The organism is Comamonadaceae bacterium OTU4NAUVB1 (genome assembly GCA_024372625.1).
Lineage (GTDB): Bacteria > Pseudomonadota > Gammaproteobacteria > Burkholderiales > Burkholderiaceae_C > Variovorax.
Map to the genome: position 1 here is coordinate 82,046 of CP099603.1, position 14,701 is coordinate 96,746.

The following is a 14,701-nucleotide window of genomic DNA, read 5'->3' on the forward strand; positions in this document are numbered from 1 at the left end:
CACAACGGCGGCGCAGCGAGCCCGGCGAATCAGGCGCGGCCCGACTTCAACCCAGTGCCGCGCGCACGGCGCGGCGTGTGCTGATCTGCAATCCGGTCTTCGTCAGCCAAGGTCTCCACGATCGGACAATCGGGTCGATCGTCACCGTGGCAGTGGTTCACCAGATGCGCCAGTGTGGCCTTCATGGCGCTGAGTTCCTGCAGCTTGGCGTCGAGCTCCTGCAAGTGCGCCTGTGCCAGCGCCTTGACCTGCCGGCTCGGACGACGCTTGTCCTGCCACAGCCCGAGCAATTCGCGGATCTGATCGATCGAAAACCCGAGGTCGCGCGACTGGCGAATGAACCGCAGGGTGCTCACTTCCCGGTCCGTGTACTGGCGATAACCCGCCTCGGTGCGCAAGGCTTCGGGAAACAGCCCAACCTTCTCGTAGTGACGGATCATCTTGGCCGAGACTCCAGAGGCCTTGGCCGTCTCGCCGATATTCAACAGTGTCATGGGTCTGAGCCTCAAGCCTTGCGGGCGGGGTGGGTGGAAGACAGGATGGGCGACGCAAACAATGCTTCTTGCTGCTGCAGCGAACGCCAGCGCCGCAGCAGCAAGGCGTTGCCGACCACGCTCACGCTGCTGAAGGCCATGGCCGCGCCGGCGATCATTGGACTGAGCAGGCCTAGGGCTGCCAATGGAATGCCCAGCGCGTTGTAGCCGAACGCCCACCACAGGTTCTGCTTGATCTTGGCGTAGGTGCGGCGCGAGACGTCGATGGCGTCCGCGACGAGCCGTGGGTCCCCACGCATCAGGGTGATGCCAGCGGTCTCCATCGCCACGTCCGTGCCGGTCGCCATGGCGATGCCCACGTCGGCGGCGGCAAGAGCGGGTGCATCGTTGATGCCATCGCCCACCATCGCCACCACCTGGCCGGCCGCGCGCAACTCCTGCACGATGGCTGCCTTGTCGCCGGGCAGCACTTCGGCGCGTACTTCGGTGATGCCGAGGTCCTGAGCCACCGCGCGCGCACTGCCTTGGTTGTCCCCGGTGAGCATGACGGTGCGGATGCCCAACGCTTGCAGCCGGGCGACGGCTTGGCGGGCGGCGGGCTTGACCGTGTCGCCGAACGCCAAAAGGCCCAGCAGATCGACCTGCTGCCCGGTGGTGCGGGTGAGCCAAGAGATCGTCCGGCCTTCATCTTCCAGACGGGTCGCTTTCTGGGCCAGCGCACCAGTAGGCACACCCAACTCCTGCAGTAGACGGCTGCTGCCTAGCGACAGAACGCTGCCCTCCACGGTGGCCGTCAATCCACGACCCGGCAGGGCCTTGGCTTGAGAAGCCGCAGGCAAGGTCAGTTTCTCTTCGCGCGCCTGGTCCAGCACAGCACGTGCCAAGGGATGCTCGCTGACGCTTTGCAGGGCGCCTGCAAGTCGCAGGACGTCTGCGCGGTCCTCGCCCGGCGCCGGCACGACCGCGGCCAGCGACGGCCGTCCTTCGGTCAGCGTGCCCGTCTTGTCAAAAGCCACTGTGGTGACCGAGTGCGCCACTTCCAGCGCCTGGGCGTCCTTGATCAGGATGCCTTGGCGCGCGGCCACGCCGGTGCCGGCCATGATGGCCGTGGGGGTCGCCAGTCCCAGCGCGCATGGGCAAGCGATGACGAGCACCGCCACCGCGTTGATCAGCGCTTGCTCCCAGTTTCCCGTGACGGCGACCCACCCAACGAAGGTCAGTGCGGCGATCGCTAACACCACCGGCACGAACACCGCGCTCACCCGGTCCACGATGCGCTGGATCGGCGCCTTGGCCGCCTGCGCCGACTCGACCATGCGGATGATGCGCGCGAGCATCGTCTCCGTGCCCACCGCCAGCGTCCTGACGGTCATCACGCCTTCGACGTTGATGGCGCCGCCCGTCACCTTCGCACCCACGGCCTTGGCCACCGGCAGACTTTCTCCGGTGATGAGCGATTCATCAACATGGCTGTGACCCTCGCTCACCTCGCCGTCTACAGCGATCCGCTCGCCTGGGCGAACAACGACCAGATCACCCACGCGCACCTGATCGATGGCGACTTCCACTTCGATGCCGTCACGGCGCACCCGGGCGGTCGCCGGACGCAGTGCGTTAAGGGCATGAATGGCGGCAGCGGTCTGGCGCTTGGCGCGACCTTCTAGCCATTTGCCCAGCAGCACGAGCGTGATGACCGTTGCCGAGGCTTCGAAGTACAGATGGGCCATGCCGTGCGTGCCATGACGCCACAGCAGGTAGACCGACAGCCCATAGGCCGCCGAGGTGCCCAGGGCCACCAGCAGGTCCATGTTGCCCGCGCCGGCGCGCACGGCTTTGTAGCCGGCCCGGTAGAAGCGCCAGCCCAGCCAGAACTGCACCGGCGTGGCCAGGGCCCACTGGGCCCAGCCACCCAGCATCCAGTCGATCCCCAGCACCTGCAGCAGCATCGGTGCGATGAGCGGCGCGGTCAGCACCGCCGCCACCGCCACCGGCCACCAAGCGGGCCACTGCCAGCCGGGCGCCACCGAGACGGATGCCGACGAAGGTGCCATCTCCCGAGCCTTCACGGCGTAGCCACCTTTCTCAATGGCCGCTTCTAGGGCCTGCACCGGCACGGTCGAGAGCATTTCGACGGTGGCTTTCTCAGTCGCAAGGTTGACCGAGGCGCTCGTGACCCCAGGAACTTTCAGGAGCGCCTTTTCCACGCGGGACACGCATGAGGCGCATGTCATGCCTTCCACACCCAGTTCCACTTGCTGTGTGCCCACCTCGTAGCCAGCCTTGCGCACGGCCGCCACCAACGCCTGGGCACCCACGCCGGGCTCGACCGCCACGGCCGCCTGCTCGGTTGCCAGGTTCACTTCGGCTCGCTGAACCCCCGGCAGCGTTTTCAGGGCTTTTTCCACCCGCATGACGCAGGAGGCGCACGTCATCCCAGCGATGGGGAGCTGCAGGGCCTGCAGGCCTGGGGAAGCGGCAGCGGTGGCGCCTAGGGGGTGGACAGCGGTGGTCATGGGCATCAAGGAAATATCGAGACCTTGGAGTCTGAAGCTTCCCACAGTGGCAAGCTCAAGGGGGAAGTGGAGAGTGCGCAACGCCGAGATGGTTATCCGTCAAGGGCACTTGACCTTCCAACAGTGACAAGGATGACACTGACTGCGTCCAACCACTTTTGAGCCAGGAGAACCCCGTGATCGCCTTTGACATTCAAGACATGACCTGCGGCCATTGCGTTGCCACCATCACCCGGGCCGTGGCAGCGGTTGATGCGGGCGCTGCCGTGCGCTTCGATCTGCCGGCGCACCGCGTGGAAATCACGTCCGGCACCGCCAGTGCCGACGTCCTGAGCCAGAGCATTCGGGACGCCGGCTACACCCCGGTGGCGGCCAGTGCGACCCCGGCGGCAGCGCCCAAGAAGGGTGGCTGCTGCTGCGGCTGAGCGCCTGCGGGCTCCGCGCGGTACCGCACCGACAGGCCCTTGCAAAGCCTTGAAAAACAAAAAGGCCGGCATTCACCATGCCGGCCTTTTCTTTGGGTCAGCCCGCCTCAAAGGCGGGCCGCCTTGCGCGATTTACTCGCAGCAGGGCATCGTGACCTCGTCGCAGCAGTCTTCACCGCAGCAGGGTGCGGCAGCGAACGCAGCGGTCGAGGCGAGGGCAAAGGCAAAAATAGCCAGAAGTTTTTTCATGGAAGTCCTTGAGGGTTGAAGTAAAAAAAACGCACGCAATAAAGTGAGCCAGTGTGGCTCAGCGCAAAGACTCGATGGCGGTCACAACGAACTTGCCATCGATTTTCTCTGCCTGGAACTGCACTTTCTCACCTGGTTGCACCTTGTCGAGGACCGTGTCGTCCTTGACGCCGAACACCATCGTCATGCCCGGCATGTCCAAGCTCTTGAGCGGGCCGTGTTTGATGGTGATCTTTTTGTTGTCCCTGTCCACTTTGCGGACCTCGCCTTTGGTCATCTCGGCGCTGCCGGCGGCTTGAGCCTGAACAGCGCCGGCTGGCGCAGCGCTCTCTGCGGGCGCGGGCGACGGCTCGGGCGTCTGGGCATGGGCCGAGCCGATCAAGGCGAAACCCACTGCAAGGGTGGCGAGGGTGATACGGAGATTGAGCATGGGGACTCCTTGGGGAAAGTGGGGGGTGGTGTTTGTGAGGTGCCCTGCCAATCCGGATTGAAGAAGTTCAGCAAGGCAGAGGACTTACTTGCGCGCAGCCTTGGCCACCGTGACGGCGCCCTTCATGCCGGCGTCGTAGTGGCCGGGCTGCAGGCAGGCGAAATCGACTTTTCCGGCCTTGGTGAACTGCCAGATGATTTCGCCGGTCTTGCCAGAAGCCAGCGTCACCATGCTCGGCTCGTCGTGCTCCATCTCGGGGTTCTTTTTCATCACCTCGTAGTGCTCCTTGAGCTCTTTCTCGGTGCCCAGCATGAGTTCGTGCTTGATCTTTCCGGAGTTCTTGACGACGAAGCGCACGGTCTCGCCCTGCTTGACGTTGATCGAGGCCGGGGTGAAGCGCATGGCATCGGTCATGTCCACCACGATCGTGCGCGTGACCTTGGCAGCCACGCCGGGCTTGCCTACGGCCTGGTCGGTCTCATGACCGCCCGCGTGATTGCCCGAGGCAGAGGCGCCCACAGCGGCCAGAGCGAGGAACGTGGCAAAGGCGACTTGGCGAAGTGTGTGGTTCATGGCTTTGAAGTGAAATTTGAGAAAAACGGAGGAAGCGAAAAGGAAGGAAAACGACGGCGCCATTAGTGCCCGGCATGGCCCGCGCCGGGCTTGCGCACTTGCACTTCGATGTTCTTGGCCGGCATGTTCTGCACCGGCATGGCCGCCGCGCCCGCGCCTTGCTGGCGCGGGCCTTCGGGCACCGGGCCGTCGAGCTCGTAAGCGACGGTGCCCTTGGGATGCTTGAACCAGCCAGGATTGGAGTAATCACCGGCTTTTTGGTCCTTGCGCACCTTCACCACGCTGAACATGCCGCCCATCTCGACCGAGCCGAAAGGCCCTTCGCCGCTCATCATGCGAGCCGTGTTGTCGGGCAGCGGCATCTCCATCTCGCCCATGTCGGCCATCCCGCGCTCGCCCATCACCATGTAGTCAGGCACCAGGTCGGCGATCTGCTTGGTCACGTCCTTGTGGTCCACGCCGATCATGGTGGGCACGTCGTGGCCCATCGCGTTCATCGTGTGGTGGCTCTTGTGGCAGTGGAACGCCCAGTCGCCTTCCTCGTCGGCCAGGAACTCGATCTGGCGCATCTGGCCCACCGCCACGTCCGTGGTCACCTCGTACTGCCGCGTGGTCTTCGGGGTCGGCCCGCCATCGGTGCCGGTGACCAGGAACTCGTGGCCGTGCAGGTGCATCGGGTGGTTGGTCATCGTCAGGTTGCCCATGCGGATGCGCACCTTGTCGTTCAACCGCACGTTGAGCGAGTCGATGCCGGGGAAGATGCGGCTGTTCCAGGACCACAGGTTGAAGTCCAGCATCGTCATGATCTTGGGCGTGGCGCTGCCGGGCTCGACGTCATAGGCGTTGAGCAGGAAGACGAAGTCGCGGTTGACCTCCTCGATCAGCGGGTGCCTGGTCTTGGGGTGCGTGACCCAGAAGCCCATCATTCCCATGGCCATCTGCACCATCTCGTCGGCGTGGGGGTGGTACATGAAGGTGCCCGGGCGACGCGCGACAAACTCGTAGACGAAGGTCTTGCCCGGGCGGATCGCCGGCTGGGTCAGGCCGGTGACGCCATCCATGCCGTTGGGCAGGCGCTGGCCGTGCCAATGCACGCTGGTGTGCTCGGGCAGCTTGTTGGTGACGAAGATGCGCACGCGGTCGCCCTCGACCACCTCGATGGTGGGTCCGGGTGACTGGCCGTTGTACCCCCAGAGATTGGCCTTGAAGCCCGGCGCCATCTCACGCACCACCGGCTCGGCCACCAGATGGAATTCCTTGACGCCGTTGTTCATGCGCCAAGGCAGCGTCCAGCCGTTGAGGGTGACGACCGGGTTGTAGGGCCGGCCGCTCGATGGCATGAGTGGTGGCATGGTGTTGGGCGTGGTCTGCAGCACCGGCTCGGGCAGTGCCGCCATGGCGACCTTGCTGACCGAGGCGGCAGCCAGTGTGCCGGTGATGGCGCCCGCGCCGCTGAGGAAATTTCTTCGGTTGTTCATGGGAAGGTGTTCGAATTGTTCGAAGGGCTCGATTCGTAAGGCGCCGCTCAATGGGCGGCGCCAGCGGCAGCGGCAGCCGGTGCAGGCGCCGCGCCAGAGGCCATGGCAGGGACCGCGCCACCCGGGCGGCCGATGACGGCCGCAGCGAGCGAGGCGTCGGCGAGCCAAAACTGGTGCTGGGCGTCGATGGCACGGCGCACGCTCGTGACCTGGGCGCGCGCTTCGGCCAGCAACTCGAAGACGCCGATGAACATGCCGTTGTAGCGAAGCATGTTTTCGTCGGCGATGGCCTGGCGCAGCGGCACGATCTCGTCGCGGTAGTGGCGCGCCACGTCATAGGACGTGCGATAGGCCGAGTAGCCCTCGCGCAGTTGTGAGGACGCACCGCGCACTGTCGCGTCGTAGCGGTTGGCCGCGGCCAGCGTCTGAGCGCTGAAGAGGTCGCGCCGGGCACCCCCCCAGTCGAACAGCGGCAGCCGGATGTCGAGCTCGAAGCCACGACCCGTGCTCTGGGTGCCCTCGGCGTTGTCGAAGACGGTGTCGCGCCGCGCACCCACTTCCACATCGATGAAGGTGCCCAGCAGGTTGAAGCCCTGCGCGCGGCCCACGAGGTCCAACTGGCTGCGGGCGAGTTGCACATCGAGGCGCTGCTGCGCGGCGGTCTTCGACACCTCCTGCGGATCGCGCGGCGCCTTGGGCAGATCGGGCAGGCGCGCGGGCAGGGTCAGGCGCGTGGCCTGAGCCTCGTCCAGACCCAGGATGCGCACCAGGTCCTCGCGCGTGGCGGTCACAGCATGGAGTGCGAGGGCCAGATCGGTCGTGGCGTCCGCGTAGAACACCTGCTGGCGGGCGCGCTGGAGCTTGCTGAAGTTGCCCACCAGCTGCATCCGACGCGCCAGTTGCGCGCTGGCCTGTGCCGAGCGGTTGACCTGCTCGGCGTACGAGAGCGCCTGCTGGGCGGCCACCGCGCGCACCCAGGCCTGCTTGACCTGGGTGACCTGATCGATCACGACGCCCGTCAGCTGGATCTTGGCCTGCTCGGCTTGGCTGCGGGAGAGGCCCAGGCGCTGCGGCAACAAGAGGATGTCCACCAGCCCGAAGGACAGCAAGCGGCCCAGTTCGAGTTCGTCATTTAGGCGCACGCGCTCGAACGACAAGATCGGGTTGGGCAGGCGGCCGACTTGGTTGGCGAGGGCGAGGTTGACTGCGCTCTGCGCAATCAAGGCCTGGAGCGACGGACTGTTGGCCAGGGCCACCTGCACAGCGTCGCTTTGCGTCAAGGGTCGCGACAGCAACTCGTTCGTCAGGGCGGCGCGCTGGTCGCGCTGCGCTTTCGTGCGGCTGAGCTCGACCTTGCCCTGGGTGAACGGCTCGGAACGGGCGTTGGTTTCCTTCAGGGCGTCATCGATGCTGACGGAGGCGCAGCCGGTCAGGGTCAGGACGACCGCTGCCAGGGCGCTTAGGCGGAAGGCCGGCTTCATGGCTGGCCTTTCTTCGGCGCCATGGGCATCGACATCGAGGCCCCCGAGGGCATGGGGTGGCCACCCCCGCTCTGGGCGGCGTGTCCGGCATGTCCGGCCTGGGCGCCCGGACCTGCGTTGGCCTCAGACGCCTCCTTGGCGTAGGCCTTCCAACCGCCGCGTTGGTGGACGGTGTCGTTGGCTTGCTGCCAGGGGACGGCTTTCTCGTCGGTGAATCCCTGGAAACCCTCCAGGGCCGAGCGATAGGACAAGGCGGTCGGTGCCGCCTGTGCCGGGCGTTGCGCGTCTGACGAAGCGTCAGGATCAGGAGTTTGGGCGTGAGCAGCGGCAGCAAAAATGGCTGCGGCCACGGGAACGATGACCAGCCATCGGGCTGGCGAAAAATGATGCATGGAAGCCTCGCGAGGTCATGAACGGGGTCCGTCAACGCATGCGCACGAAGGCGCGCGGGTCAAGACGGGCGGAACATGGGCGTGCGCAGCGACCCGTGAGACTTCACGGGCGTGCGAACGCCTTAGGCGCGAGGCGGTTTGTCGAGGAGACGGGGTTCGACGTTGCGGGCAACGTCAACGGGCTCTTGCAAATCCGCTTGGGGAAGCGTGAAGAGCGCCGGGGGATGCAGAGCAGTGGTCAATGCCGACGAATGACACGCACCACAGGTGCCGCACTTGTGGCCGGCGTCGTCGTCGGCCACATGTGCATCGTGCTCGTGCGCGCTGAGCGTCGGGTCAATCTGACCATGGTCATGGACGGCCACCGCGTCAGGAACACCACGCGCTGTCTGCAGCACCTGGGTTTGTGACATTGTCGAACTGCTGGACACGCAGAATGCCATGGTCGCTGCCGCGTATCCCTGGAAGGGGACAGCGAGCATGACGGCCCACAGCAAAAACAGACGTATCCGGGAAAACATGCGCGCAGTGTAGCGAGATGCCGGCACCCTGTGGTCACGCGTGGGGATGGACCTCGTGCATGAACGCACGTGCGATCCCGTGTGCGTGCGCATCGACGGGCCAATCCATCTGCATGGCCTACAGCACATGACAGCCCAGGCTGCTGGACCCTCAGAGGCCGTGCGAGGTTACTCAACCTGTTGCCACGACTTTTAACCCAAGGAGATCCCTATGAAACTCACTTTCAACGCTCGCCTAACCCAGCGTTCTAGCAATTTTCTGCTGAAGGCGGTCTGTGCGTTCAGCTTGCTTGGCACGCTGGCGGCGCCGCTGGCCGTGCAGGCTCAGCCTGCGAAGGCAGAAGCTCCCATGGCCGGTCACGCCATGCCCGCGGGGGGCATGAACCACGGCGGTGACATGAAGGCGATGATGAAAGGCATGAACGACAAGATGGCTGGCATGACCATGACGGGCAATCACGATGTGGACTTTGCCCAGATGATGCGCATTCACCATCAAGGCGCCATCGACATGGCGGAGATGGAACTGAAAAATGGCGAGGACGCTTCGATGCGGAAAATGGCGCAAGAGGTCATCAAAACGCAGAAAAAGGAAATAGCTACCATCGATCGTTTTTTGACTAAAAATGGCTCGCCTGCCAAGGGTTCTTAAACCAGATTAAAAAAGCGAACATAGATCGCCGTGGATTTAAAAATAAATAAAGTGCTGAAATCAAATTCGATGCTGCATTGAAAATGCCAGCATGCAGATATTTGATCATGGTAAAATGCACGCTGAAGCCGACGCCTGACGTCGGCTTTTTACATTTGGCTTGATGATAAATCAGCCAATTGTGGTTAATCAACAGATCTGATGTCTGACTGATTGCTTGCTGGCGCTTGTAGAGCACTGGGTCACATCGTCCAACGCCCTAATGCGGGCTGTTGGCTTCTATGCTTCGTGTGCTACTTCTAGAGCGTTTTGCCGATCGATGCAAAAAAGCTTTCGATAGGCAGAGGGCGAAGTCTGGAGATGGCTGGCGAACAGCTGGCGCAGCGAGAGGGCGGTGCCGAACCCGACTTCGGTGGCCACGCGCTCGATCGGGAAGTCGGTGGTTTCCAGCAACTGCTGCGCCCGCGCGATGCGCTCCGCAGCCAGCCACTTGACCACGGTGGTGCCCGTCGCCTCGCGAAAACGTCGCGTGAAGGTGCGTCGGCTCATCCGCGCGACGTCAGCCAGGGTGTCCAGCGACAGCGGTTCAGACAAGTGGCTGCGTGCCCATTCCAGCACGCCGGGCAAGCGGTTTTCGCTCGGCAGCGCAGGCACCGGCTGCTCGATGTACTGGGCCTGGCCGCCCTGGCGATGAGGCGGTGTCACCAGCATCCGCGCGACGCGGTTGGCGACGTCGGCGCCGTGGCGCTGACGCACGAGGTTCAGGCAGCAATCGATCGCCGCAACCGTCCCGGCCGATGTGATGACGTTGCCATCGTCCACGTAGAGCACATCGCGAAGAAAGTCGGTCCGCGGAAAGCGCGTGGCGAAGAGTTCGCGACAAGCCCAGTGGGTGGTCGCTCGGCGCCCGTCGAGCAAGCCGGCATCGCCCAGCACGAAAGCGCCCAGGCACAGACCGACCACCTGCGCGCCGCGCGCATGGGCCTTTCGCAAGGCCTCGCTCAGCACTGCGGGCGCAGCGTTCTCAGGATGGTCCCAGGCCGGAACGATGACGACGTCGGCATCGACCATGGCATCCAGGCCGCTGGGCACCTCGATCTCCATGCCCTGGTCACAGCGCACACGACCGGGCGTCGGTGCGCAGTAGCGCACTTCGTACGGCGGGAAGCCCGCGGGTGCCGGCGTCACTCCGAACACCATGCTGGGCACCGAGAGGTGAAACAGGCTGACGCCCTCGAAGGCAAGCACGGCGACGCGGACGGGTGGCATGGCAGCTCCAGGGACAAGACTGAACGAATGGCCCAATCCTAGCGATCAAAGTCATCCGGGCCAATGGTGCAAAGCGTCTTCGATCCGCAAACTGGACCCACCGCACGAACACCAGTTCATCGTGCACAACCAGCAAACCAACGATCGGTAAGGAAATCCCCATGAAAGTCTTGAATGTTCTGCGTGTCACCGCCGCACTTGGCAGCATCGGCATGATCGTCGCCTGCGGCACGGCCTACTCCAGCAACAGCGCTTCAAGCGTTCCCGCTCCCACAGCGGCAACCGTCGTGCAGCTCCAGCAGATTCGCAATGCGACCGTCAAGATCGATTTCGCAGGCACCACGTTCCTGGTCGATCCGATGCTCTCAGCCAAGGGTGCATTCCCAGGTTTCCCCAACACCTACCGCAGCGAACTGCGCAATCCCCTGGTGGATCTGCCTTTCACGGCCGATCAAGTGCTCGAGAGCGTCGAAGCCGTCGTGGTGACCCACACCCACACTGACCACTGGGACGAAGCCGCACAGAAGCGCATTCCCAAAGACATGCCCATCTTTGTGCAGAACGACCTGGACGCCAAAACGATCCGTGGTCAGGGCTTCAAGGACGTGCGTGTGCTTCAAGACACCACCACGTTCAATGGCGTGAAGCTGAGCAAGACCGGTGGCCAGCATGGCACCGACCTGTGGTTTGCGGATCCCGTACGTTCAGAGGGCATGGGCCCGGTCATGGGCGTCGTGTTCTCGGCGCCCAAGGCCAAGACGGTCTATGTGGCCGGTGACACCGTCTGGCGTCCAGAGGTGGACCAGGCCCTGACGACTCACAAGCCGGACGTCATCGTCCTGAACACCGGCAGTGCCCTCATGAGCGGCTTCGAGGAGCACCCGATCATCATGGGCAAGCAGGACGCCCTCCAAGCTGCCAAGGCAGCGCCCAAGGCGGCCATCGTGGCGGTGCACATGGATTCGGTGAATCACATGTCGCTCAGCCGCAAAGAACTGCGCGCTTTTTTGCAGGAGCAAAAGATTCAGGATCGCGTGGCCATTCCTGCGGATGGCGAGACGATGCGGTTCTGAGCCCTGCTGTATCGACCGCGATGCCAAGCTGTTCCGTCCACCTACAGAAAGACCAAGCAATGAAACAAGCACTCGTCGTCATCGACATCCAGAATGAATACTTTCCTGGCGGAGGATTCGTGCTGGAAGGTGCCAAAGAAGCCTGTCGAGGCGCCATCGAAGCGATCGAGCATGCAAAACGCGAGGGATGGCTGGTCGTCAGCGTGCAGCACGTCAATGCGCCGGATGCGCCTGCTTTCAAGCCTGATACGAAAGGCGTGAAAACGCATGCCAGCGTTGCCGCCGCGCTTGGGGACGTTCCCGTCGTCGTGCAAAGGGAAGCCGACAGCTTCTTCGAGACCGATCTGGAAAAGATCGTGCGTGACGCCGGCATCACGGACCTCTACCTCACGGGCATGCTGACGCAGCACTGCGTCACCCATACCGCACTGTCCCCGCAAGCACGCGACATGAACGTTCACATCATTGCCAAAGGCTGCGCTGCGCCTGCCAAAGCATTGAGTGACTTGGCCTTGCAGGGTCTGAGCGCTCGGTGTCGAATAGCATAAAATAACTTCTGCTCTACATCTATTTGGTTTTGACAAAATCGATGTTGGATTTTCAGAATACTATTAAGCGTTGAAAATTTAAAGTAGGGAAAAAGGTTGATATTTTTATGCCGGCCTTTTTCGTTTTCTTTAATGCTAAATCGGCGAAATGTGATTTATCAACATCCCTTTCATCATTACGCGCCGTTCTAGAAAACCGCATGCAGCTTGAAACAATGAGCCTCGTGCCTGTGACCTCATCGAGCTCAAGGTTCTCCACTCGGTGTGGTCGTTGCACCTGCGATCAGCATTCAAACTGCGCCGCTGTCGATTGGCCATGGCCGACCTTGCCTGACCACGTACACCTCAGCCATCTTCAGAGAGCGCATCCAAGTCCTCGGCGTTTGCGGCCGTGCGGTGCACTTTTCATCTGGAGGTGAAGTGAGCAGCGCCTTTGCGGTCACTGAAACCACCACGCGCTCATGAGTTGAACGTGGACCTGGAATAAACGGACCACCTCATCCGTCCATCCATGCAGACAACCGAAAGTAACCCTTGAGCCTTTGTCCTCCTGCACTCACGCTGCCCACCGTTCGTTGGCAAGCAGGTTGCTGTCGCACGCTCGTGCAGCGCATGGTCGAACGAAGCTCCACAGGAGGCTGCTTCCTTCGCGCGGCCACCATTGGGTTGCTGGTTTCAGGAAGCGCATTGACGCAGGCCGCCGATATGCACGTCCATGGCATGCCTGCCAACGGCGCGGCACCTCCAAGCTTCGTGGCCAGCACAGCCAAGCCCTTCGATGCGTTAATGGGTGATGCCATGGCCGTCATGGATCACGGCATGCGCAACGCGCCCATGAACGGTCAGCCTGCGCACGACTTCATGACCATGATGATTCCCCATCACCGGGGTGCCATCGACATGGCCAAATCGATCCTGCTCAACACCCAGGATCCCGAAGTGCGCAATCTTGCGCAGGGAATCATCACCGAGCAGGCCAACGAAATCCGGGTGATGCAGGCTTGGCTCGCGCGTCAAACAACGCCTACCAAGTAACCGCACTGCGGTCTCTAACCCTGGTGTGTGAGCACGCCGAAAAAGGTTTCCTTCATGAATTTTCTCAAGCCTCTCGTCATCGCCGCAGTGCTTGCTGCCGCATCTTTTGCTGCATCGTCAGCCTCCAAGCCTGGCGATCGCGTGTACACCGCGGACCAGAACACCAACACGGTGTCGGTGGTTGACCCCAACACCAACACCTTGCTTGGCCAAATCAGGCTCGGTAACCAGCGTCCCGACGTGCTGTCGCCGCTGTACAAGGGTGAGATCAACGTGCATGGCCTCGGCTTTTCGCCTGATCACCGTACGCTGGTCGCCATTGCCAACGGCTCAAATTCGGTGACTTTCATCGACACGGCGACCAACCAGGTCAAGGGCGTGACCTATGTTGGTCGTTCGCCGCATGAGGCTTTTTTCACGCGCGACGGCAAGGAAGTCTGGGCAGTGGTGCGCGGAGAGAATTACATCTCTGTCATCGACGCCAAGACCTTCAGGGAGCAGCGCCGGATCGAAACTGCACCTGGTCCTGGCATGGTGCTGTTCACGCCCGACGGCAAGCGCGCGCTTGTGGTCTCGAGCTTCACACCCGAAGTGGCTGTGGTCGACACCCGCTCGTACAAAATCATCAAACGCATACCCGTCATCAGCCCGTTCTCACCGTTCCTGCAGTTCACCCCGGATGGCAAAGAGGTCTGGATGGGCCACAAGGACGTCGGCAAGGTCACGCGCATCGACGTGAAATCGATGGCGGTGACCAGTGTCGTCGACACCGGCTTCATCACCAACCATCTCGGATTCGCCAAAACGGCACGCGGCACGCTGGCGTACGTCGCGGTGGGTGGAGAAAATGTCGTGAAGGTCTACTCGACCGATGGCGAAGCAAGGCTGTTGAACACCATCATGACTGGCGCGCTGCCGCATGGCGTCTGGGCATCGGACGACAGTGAACGCATGTATGTCGGCCTGGAAAACGGCGATGCGGTCCAGGTGATCGACACCGCCAGCGATAAAGTCGTTGCGACTGTACCCGTCGGCCAGGCACCTCAAGCGCTGGTCTATGTGTCGAATGCCGTACCGTCCGGTGCCGGTATGGACAACTTGAAGCCGCTGGCGAATGCGGCCCCTGTCAACATCCCACTCCTGCCGACGTCCGGTGACGCCAAGGGCTTCGTGGTGGCACGTAACTTCGGCGTGGTCGATGCGCTGGAAGTGTTTCTCTACAAGCTAAAGCCTGAGACGGTCTACAGCATCTTTGCAGGCGATCAGAAAGTGCCCGTTGCCAGCTTCAAGACCAATTTGGCGGGGATGGCCAACGGCACGGCGATCGGGGAAATCCGCGAGGTCAAGCGTCTGCAGTCGGAAGCCAATTCGACTCCCCCAGCCCTCGTGGTCATCGAAGGCAACGGACCATTGGAAGCAGCCAAGGTCGTTCTACGTAACCCGATGTGATCCAGGGTCCGTGGATCTTTTGCTGTGTCGTGCGGCGACGTTGCTGCGCGAAGCGGATATAGATCAATCCGCTTGGTCCAGTCCTTGACGATGCAGGATCCTCCTTGGAAGCTGTACTG

The 14,701-nt window shown here is 62.6% G+C and carries 16 protein-coding genes; 7 read left to right on the forward strand and 9 right to left on the reverse strand.

Annotated features, from left to right (window positions below):
• Positions 1 to 29: 29 nt before the first annotated feature.
• The gene (gene cueR / locus NF681_00425; GenBank protein UST52612.1) at positions 30 to 485 is read right to left on the reverse strand and encodes a Cu(I)-responsive transcriptional regulator; all 456 of its coding nucleotides are present in this window, start codon (positions 483 to 485) and stop codon (positions 30 to 32) included.
• 20 nt (positions 486 to 505) lie between these two features.
• On the reverse strand, positions 506 to 2,926 hold the full coding sequence (locus NF681_00430; protein UST52613.1) for a heavy metal translocating P-type ATPase: 2,421 nt from the start codon (positions 2,924 to 2,926) through the stop codon (positions 506 to 508).
• A 281-nt stretch (positions 2,927 to 3,207) separates the two neighbouring features.
• Between NF681_00430 and NF681_00435 the strand changes: the two genes are divergently transcribed.
• Both NF681_00435 and NF681_00440 read left to right on the forward strand, forming a co-directional pair.
• Positions 3,208 to 3,432 (forward strand): heavy-metal-associated domain-containing protein, encoded by a 225-nt coding sequence (locus NF681_00435; protein UST52614.1) that lies wholly within the window; start codon positions 3,208 to 3,210, stop codon positions 3,430 to 3,432.
• 49 nt (positions 3,433 to 3,481) lie between these two features.
• A complete protein-coding gene (locus NF681_00440; protein ID UST52482.1) occupies positions 3,482 to 3,700 on the forward strand; it encodes a hypothetical protein in 219 nt (72 codons plus the stop codon).
• A 39-nt stretch (positions 3,701 to 3,739) separates the two neighbouring features.
• On the opposite strand, the gene NF681_00445 is transcribed toward NF681_00440, so the two are convergent.
• From NF681_00445 to NF681_00470, 6 genes are all read right to left on the reverse strand, one after another.
• Entirely contained in the window at positions 3,740 to 4,111 is a 372-nt protein-coding gene (locus NF681_00445; GenBank protein ID UST52483.1) for a copper-binding protein, read from the reverse strand.
• A gap of 84 nt (positions 4,112 to 4,195) precedes the next feature.
• Positions 4,196 to 4,684, reverse strand: coding sequence for a cupredoxin family protein (locus NF681_00450; protein ID UST52484.1), 489 nt, complete (start codon positions 4,682 to 4,684; stop codon positions 4,196 to 4,198).
• A 62-nt stretch (positions 4,685 to 4,746) separates the two neighbouring features.
• A complete protein-coding gene (locus tag NF681_00455; protein ID UST52485.1) occupies positions 4,747 to 6,162 on the reverse strand; it encodes a copper oxidase in 1,416 nt (471 codons plus the stop codon).
• A 47-nt stretch (positions 6,163 to 6,209) separates the two neighbouring features.
• Positions 6,210 to 7,643: a TolC family protein gene (locus NF681_00460; protein UST52486.1), complete on the reverse strand. Its 1,434-nt coding sequence runs from the start codon at positions 7,641 to 7,643 to the stop codon at positions 6,210 to 6,212.
• Positions 7,640 to 8,035 carry a hypothetical protein gene (locus NF681_00465; GenBank protein ID UST52487.1) on the reverse strand — a complete coding sequence of 132 codons (396 nt, stop codon included), beginning with the start codon at positions 8,033 to 8,035 and terminating at the stop codon, positions 7,640 to 7,642. The genes NF681_00460 and NF681_00465 overlap by 4 nt, the downstream gene beginning before the upstream one ends.
• Before the next feature lie 122 nt (positions 8,036 to 8,157).
• Complete coding sequence (locus tag NF681_00470) at positions 8,158 to 8,556, reverse strand: hypothetical protein (protein ID UST52488.1); 399 nt, start codon at positions 8,554 to 8,556, stop codon at positions 8,158 to 8,160.
• A 211-nt stretch (positions 8,557 to 8,767) separates the two neighbouring features.
• On the opposite strand from NF681_00470, the gene NF681_00475 reads away from it, so the two are divergent.
• Positions 8,768 to 9,208: a DUF305 domain-containing protein gene (locus tag NF681_00475; GenBank protein UST52489.1), complete on the forward strand. Its 441-nt coding sequence runs from the start codon at positions 8,768 to 8,770 to the stop codon at positions 9,206 to 9,208.
• 279 nt (positions 9,209 to 9,487) lie between these two features.
• Here NF681_00475 and NF681_00480 read toward each other — a convergent pair whose 3' ends face one another.
• Positions 9,488 to 10,477 carry a helix-turn-helix domain-containing protein gene (locus NF681_00480; protein UST52490.1) on the reverse strand — a complete coding sequence of 330 codons (990 nt, stop codon included), beginning with the start codon at positions 10,475 to 10,477 and terminating at the stop codon, positions 9,488 to 9,490.
• 161 nt (positions 10,478 to 10,638) lie between these two features.
• Between NF681_00480 and NF681_00485 the strand changes: the two genes are divergently transcribed.
• From NF681_00485 to NF681_00500, 4 genes are all read left to right on the forward strand, one after another.
• Entirely contained in the window at positions 10,639 to 11,550 is a 912-nt protein-coding gene (locus NF681_00485; GenBank protein ID UST52491.1) for an MBL fold metallo-hydrolase, read from the forward strand.
• 59 nt (positions 11,551 to 11,609) lie between these two features.
• Positions 11,610 to 12,098, forward strand: coding sequence for an isochorismatase family protein (locus tag NF681_00490; GenBank protein UST52492.1), 489 nt, complete (start codon positions 11,610 to 11,612; stop codon positions 12,096 to 12,098).
• A 534-nt stretch (positions 12,099 to 12,632) separates the two neighbouring features.
• The gene (locus tag NF681_00495) at positions 12,633 to 13,133 is read left to right on the forward strand and encodes a DUF305 domain-containing protein (protein UST52493.1); all 501 of its coding nucleotides are present in this window, start codon (positions 12,633 to 12,635) and stop codon (positions 13,131 to 13,133) included.
• Positions 13,134 to 13,187: 54 nt separating this feature from the next.
• Positions 13,188 to 14,582 (forward strand): hypothetical protein, encoded by a 1,395-nt coding sequence (locus NF681_00500; protein UST52494.1) that lies wholly within the window; start codon positions 13,188 to 13,190, stop codon positions 14,580 to 14,582.
• Positions 14,583 to 14,701: the final 119 nt, after the last annotated feature.

Coding starts and splice junctions, on each gene's coding strand:
- NF681_00430 (UST52613.1), bottom strand. CDS start 2,926: ATGACGTGCGCCTCCTGCGTCATGCGGGTGGAAAAAGCCCTGAAAACG.
- NF681_00435 (UST52614.1), top strand. CDS start 3,208: ATGACCTGCGGCCATTGCGTTGCCACCATCACCCGGGCCGTGGCAGCG.
- NF681_00445 (UST52483.1), bottom strand. CDS start 4,111: ATGCTCAATCTCCGTATCACCCTCGCCACCCTTGCAGTGGGTTTCGCC.
- NF681_00450 (UST52484.1), bottom strand. CDS start 4,684: ATGAACCACACACTTCGCCAAGTCGCCTTTGCCACGTTCCTCGCTCTG.
- NF681_00455 (UST52485.1), bottom strand. CDS start 6,162: ATGAACAACCGAAGAAATTTCCTCAGCGGCGCGGGCGCCATCACCGGC.
- NF681_00460 (UST52486.1), bottom strand. CDS start 7,643: ATGAAGCCGGCCTTCCGCCTAAGCGCCCTGGCAGCGGTCGTCCTGACC.
- NF681_00465 (UST52487.1), bottom strand. CDS start 8,035: ATGCATCATTTTTCGCCAGCCCGATGGCTGGTCATCGTTCCCGTGGCC.
- NF681_00470 (UST52488.1), bottom strand. CDS start 8,556: ATGTTTTCCCGGATACGTCTGTTTTTGCTGTGGGCCGTCATGCTCGCT.
- NF681_00475 (UST52489.1), top strand. CDS start 8,768: ATGAAACTCACTTTCAACGCTCGCCTAACCCAGCGTTCTAGCAATTTT.
- NF681_00480 (UST52490.1), bottom strand. CDS start 10,477: ATGCCACCCGTCCGCGTCGCCGTGCTTGCCTTCGAGGGCGTCAGCCTG.
- NF681_00485 (UST52491.1), top strand. CDS start 10,639: ATGAAAGTCTTGAATGTTCTGCGTGTCACCGCCGCACTTGGCAGCATC.
- NF681_00490 (UST52492.1), top strand. CDS start 11,610: ATGAAACAAGCACTCGTCGTCATCGACATCCAGAATGAATACTTTCCT.
- NF681_00500 (UST52494.1), top strand. CDS start 13,188: ATGAATTTTCTCAAGCCTCTCGTCATCGCCGCAGTGCTTGCTGCCGCA.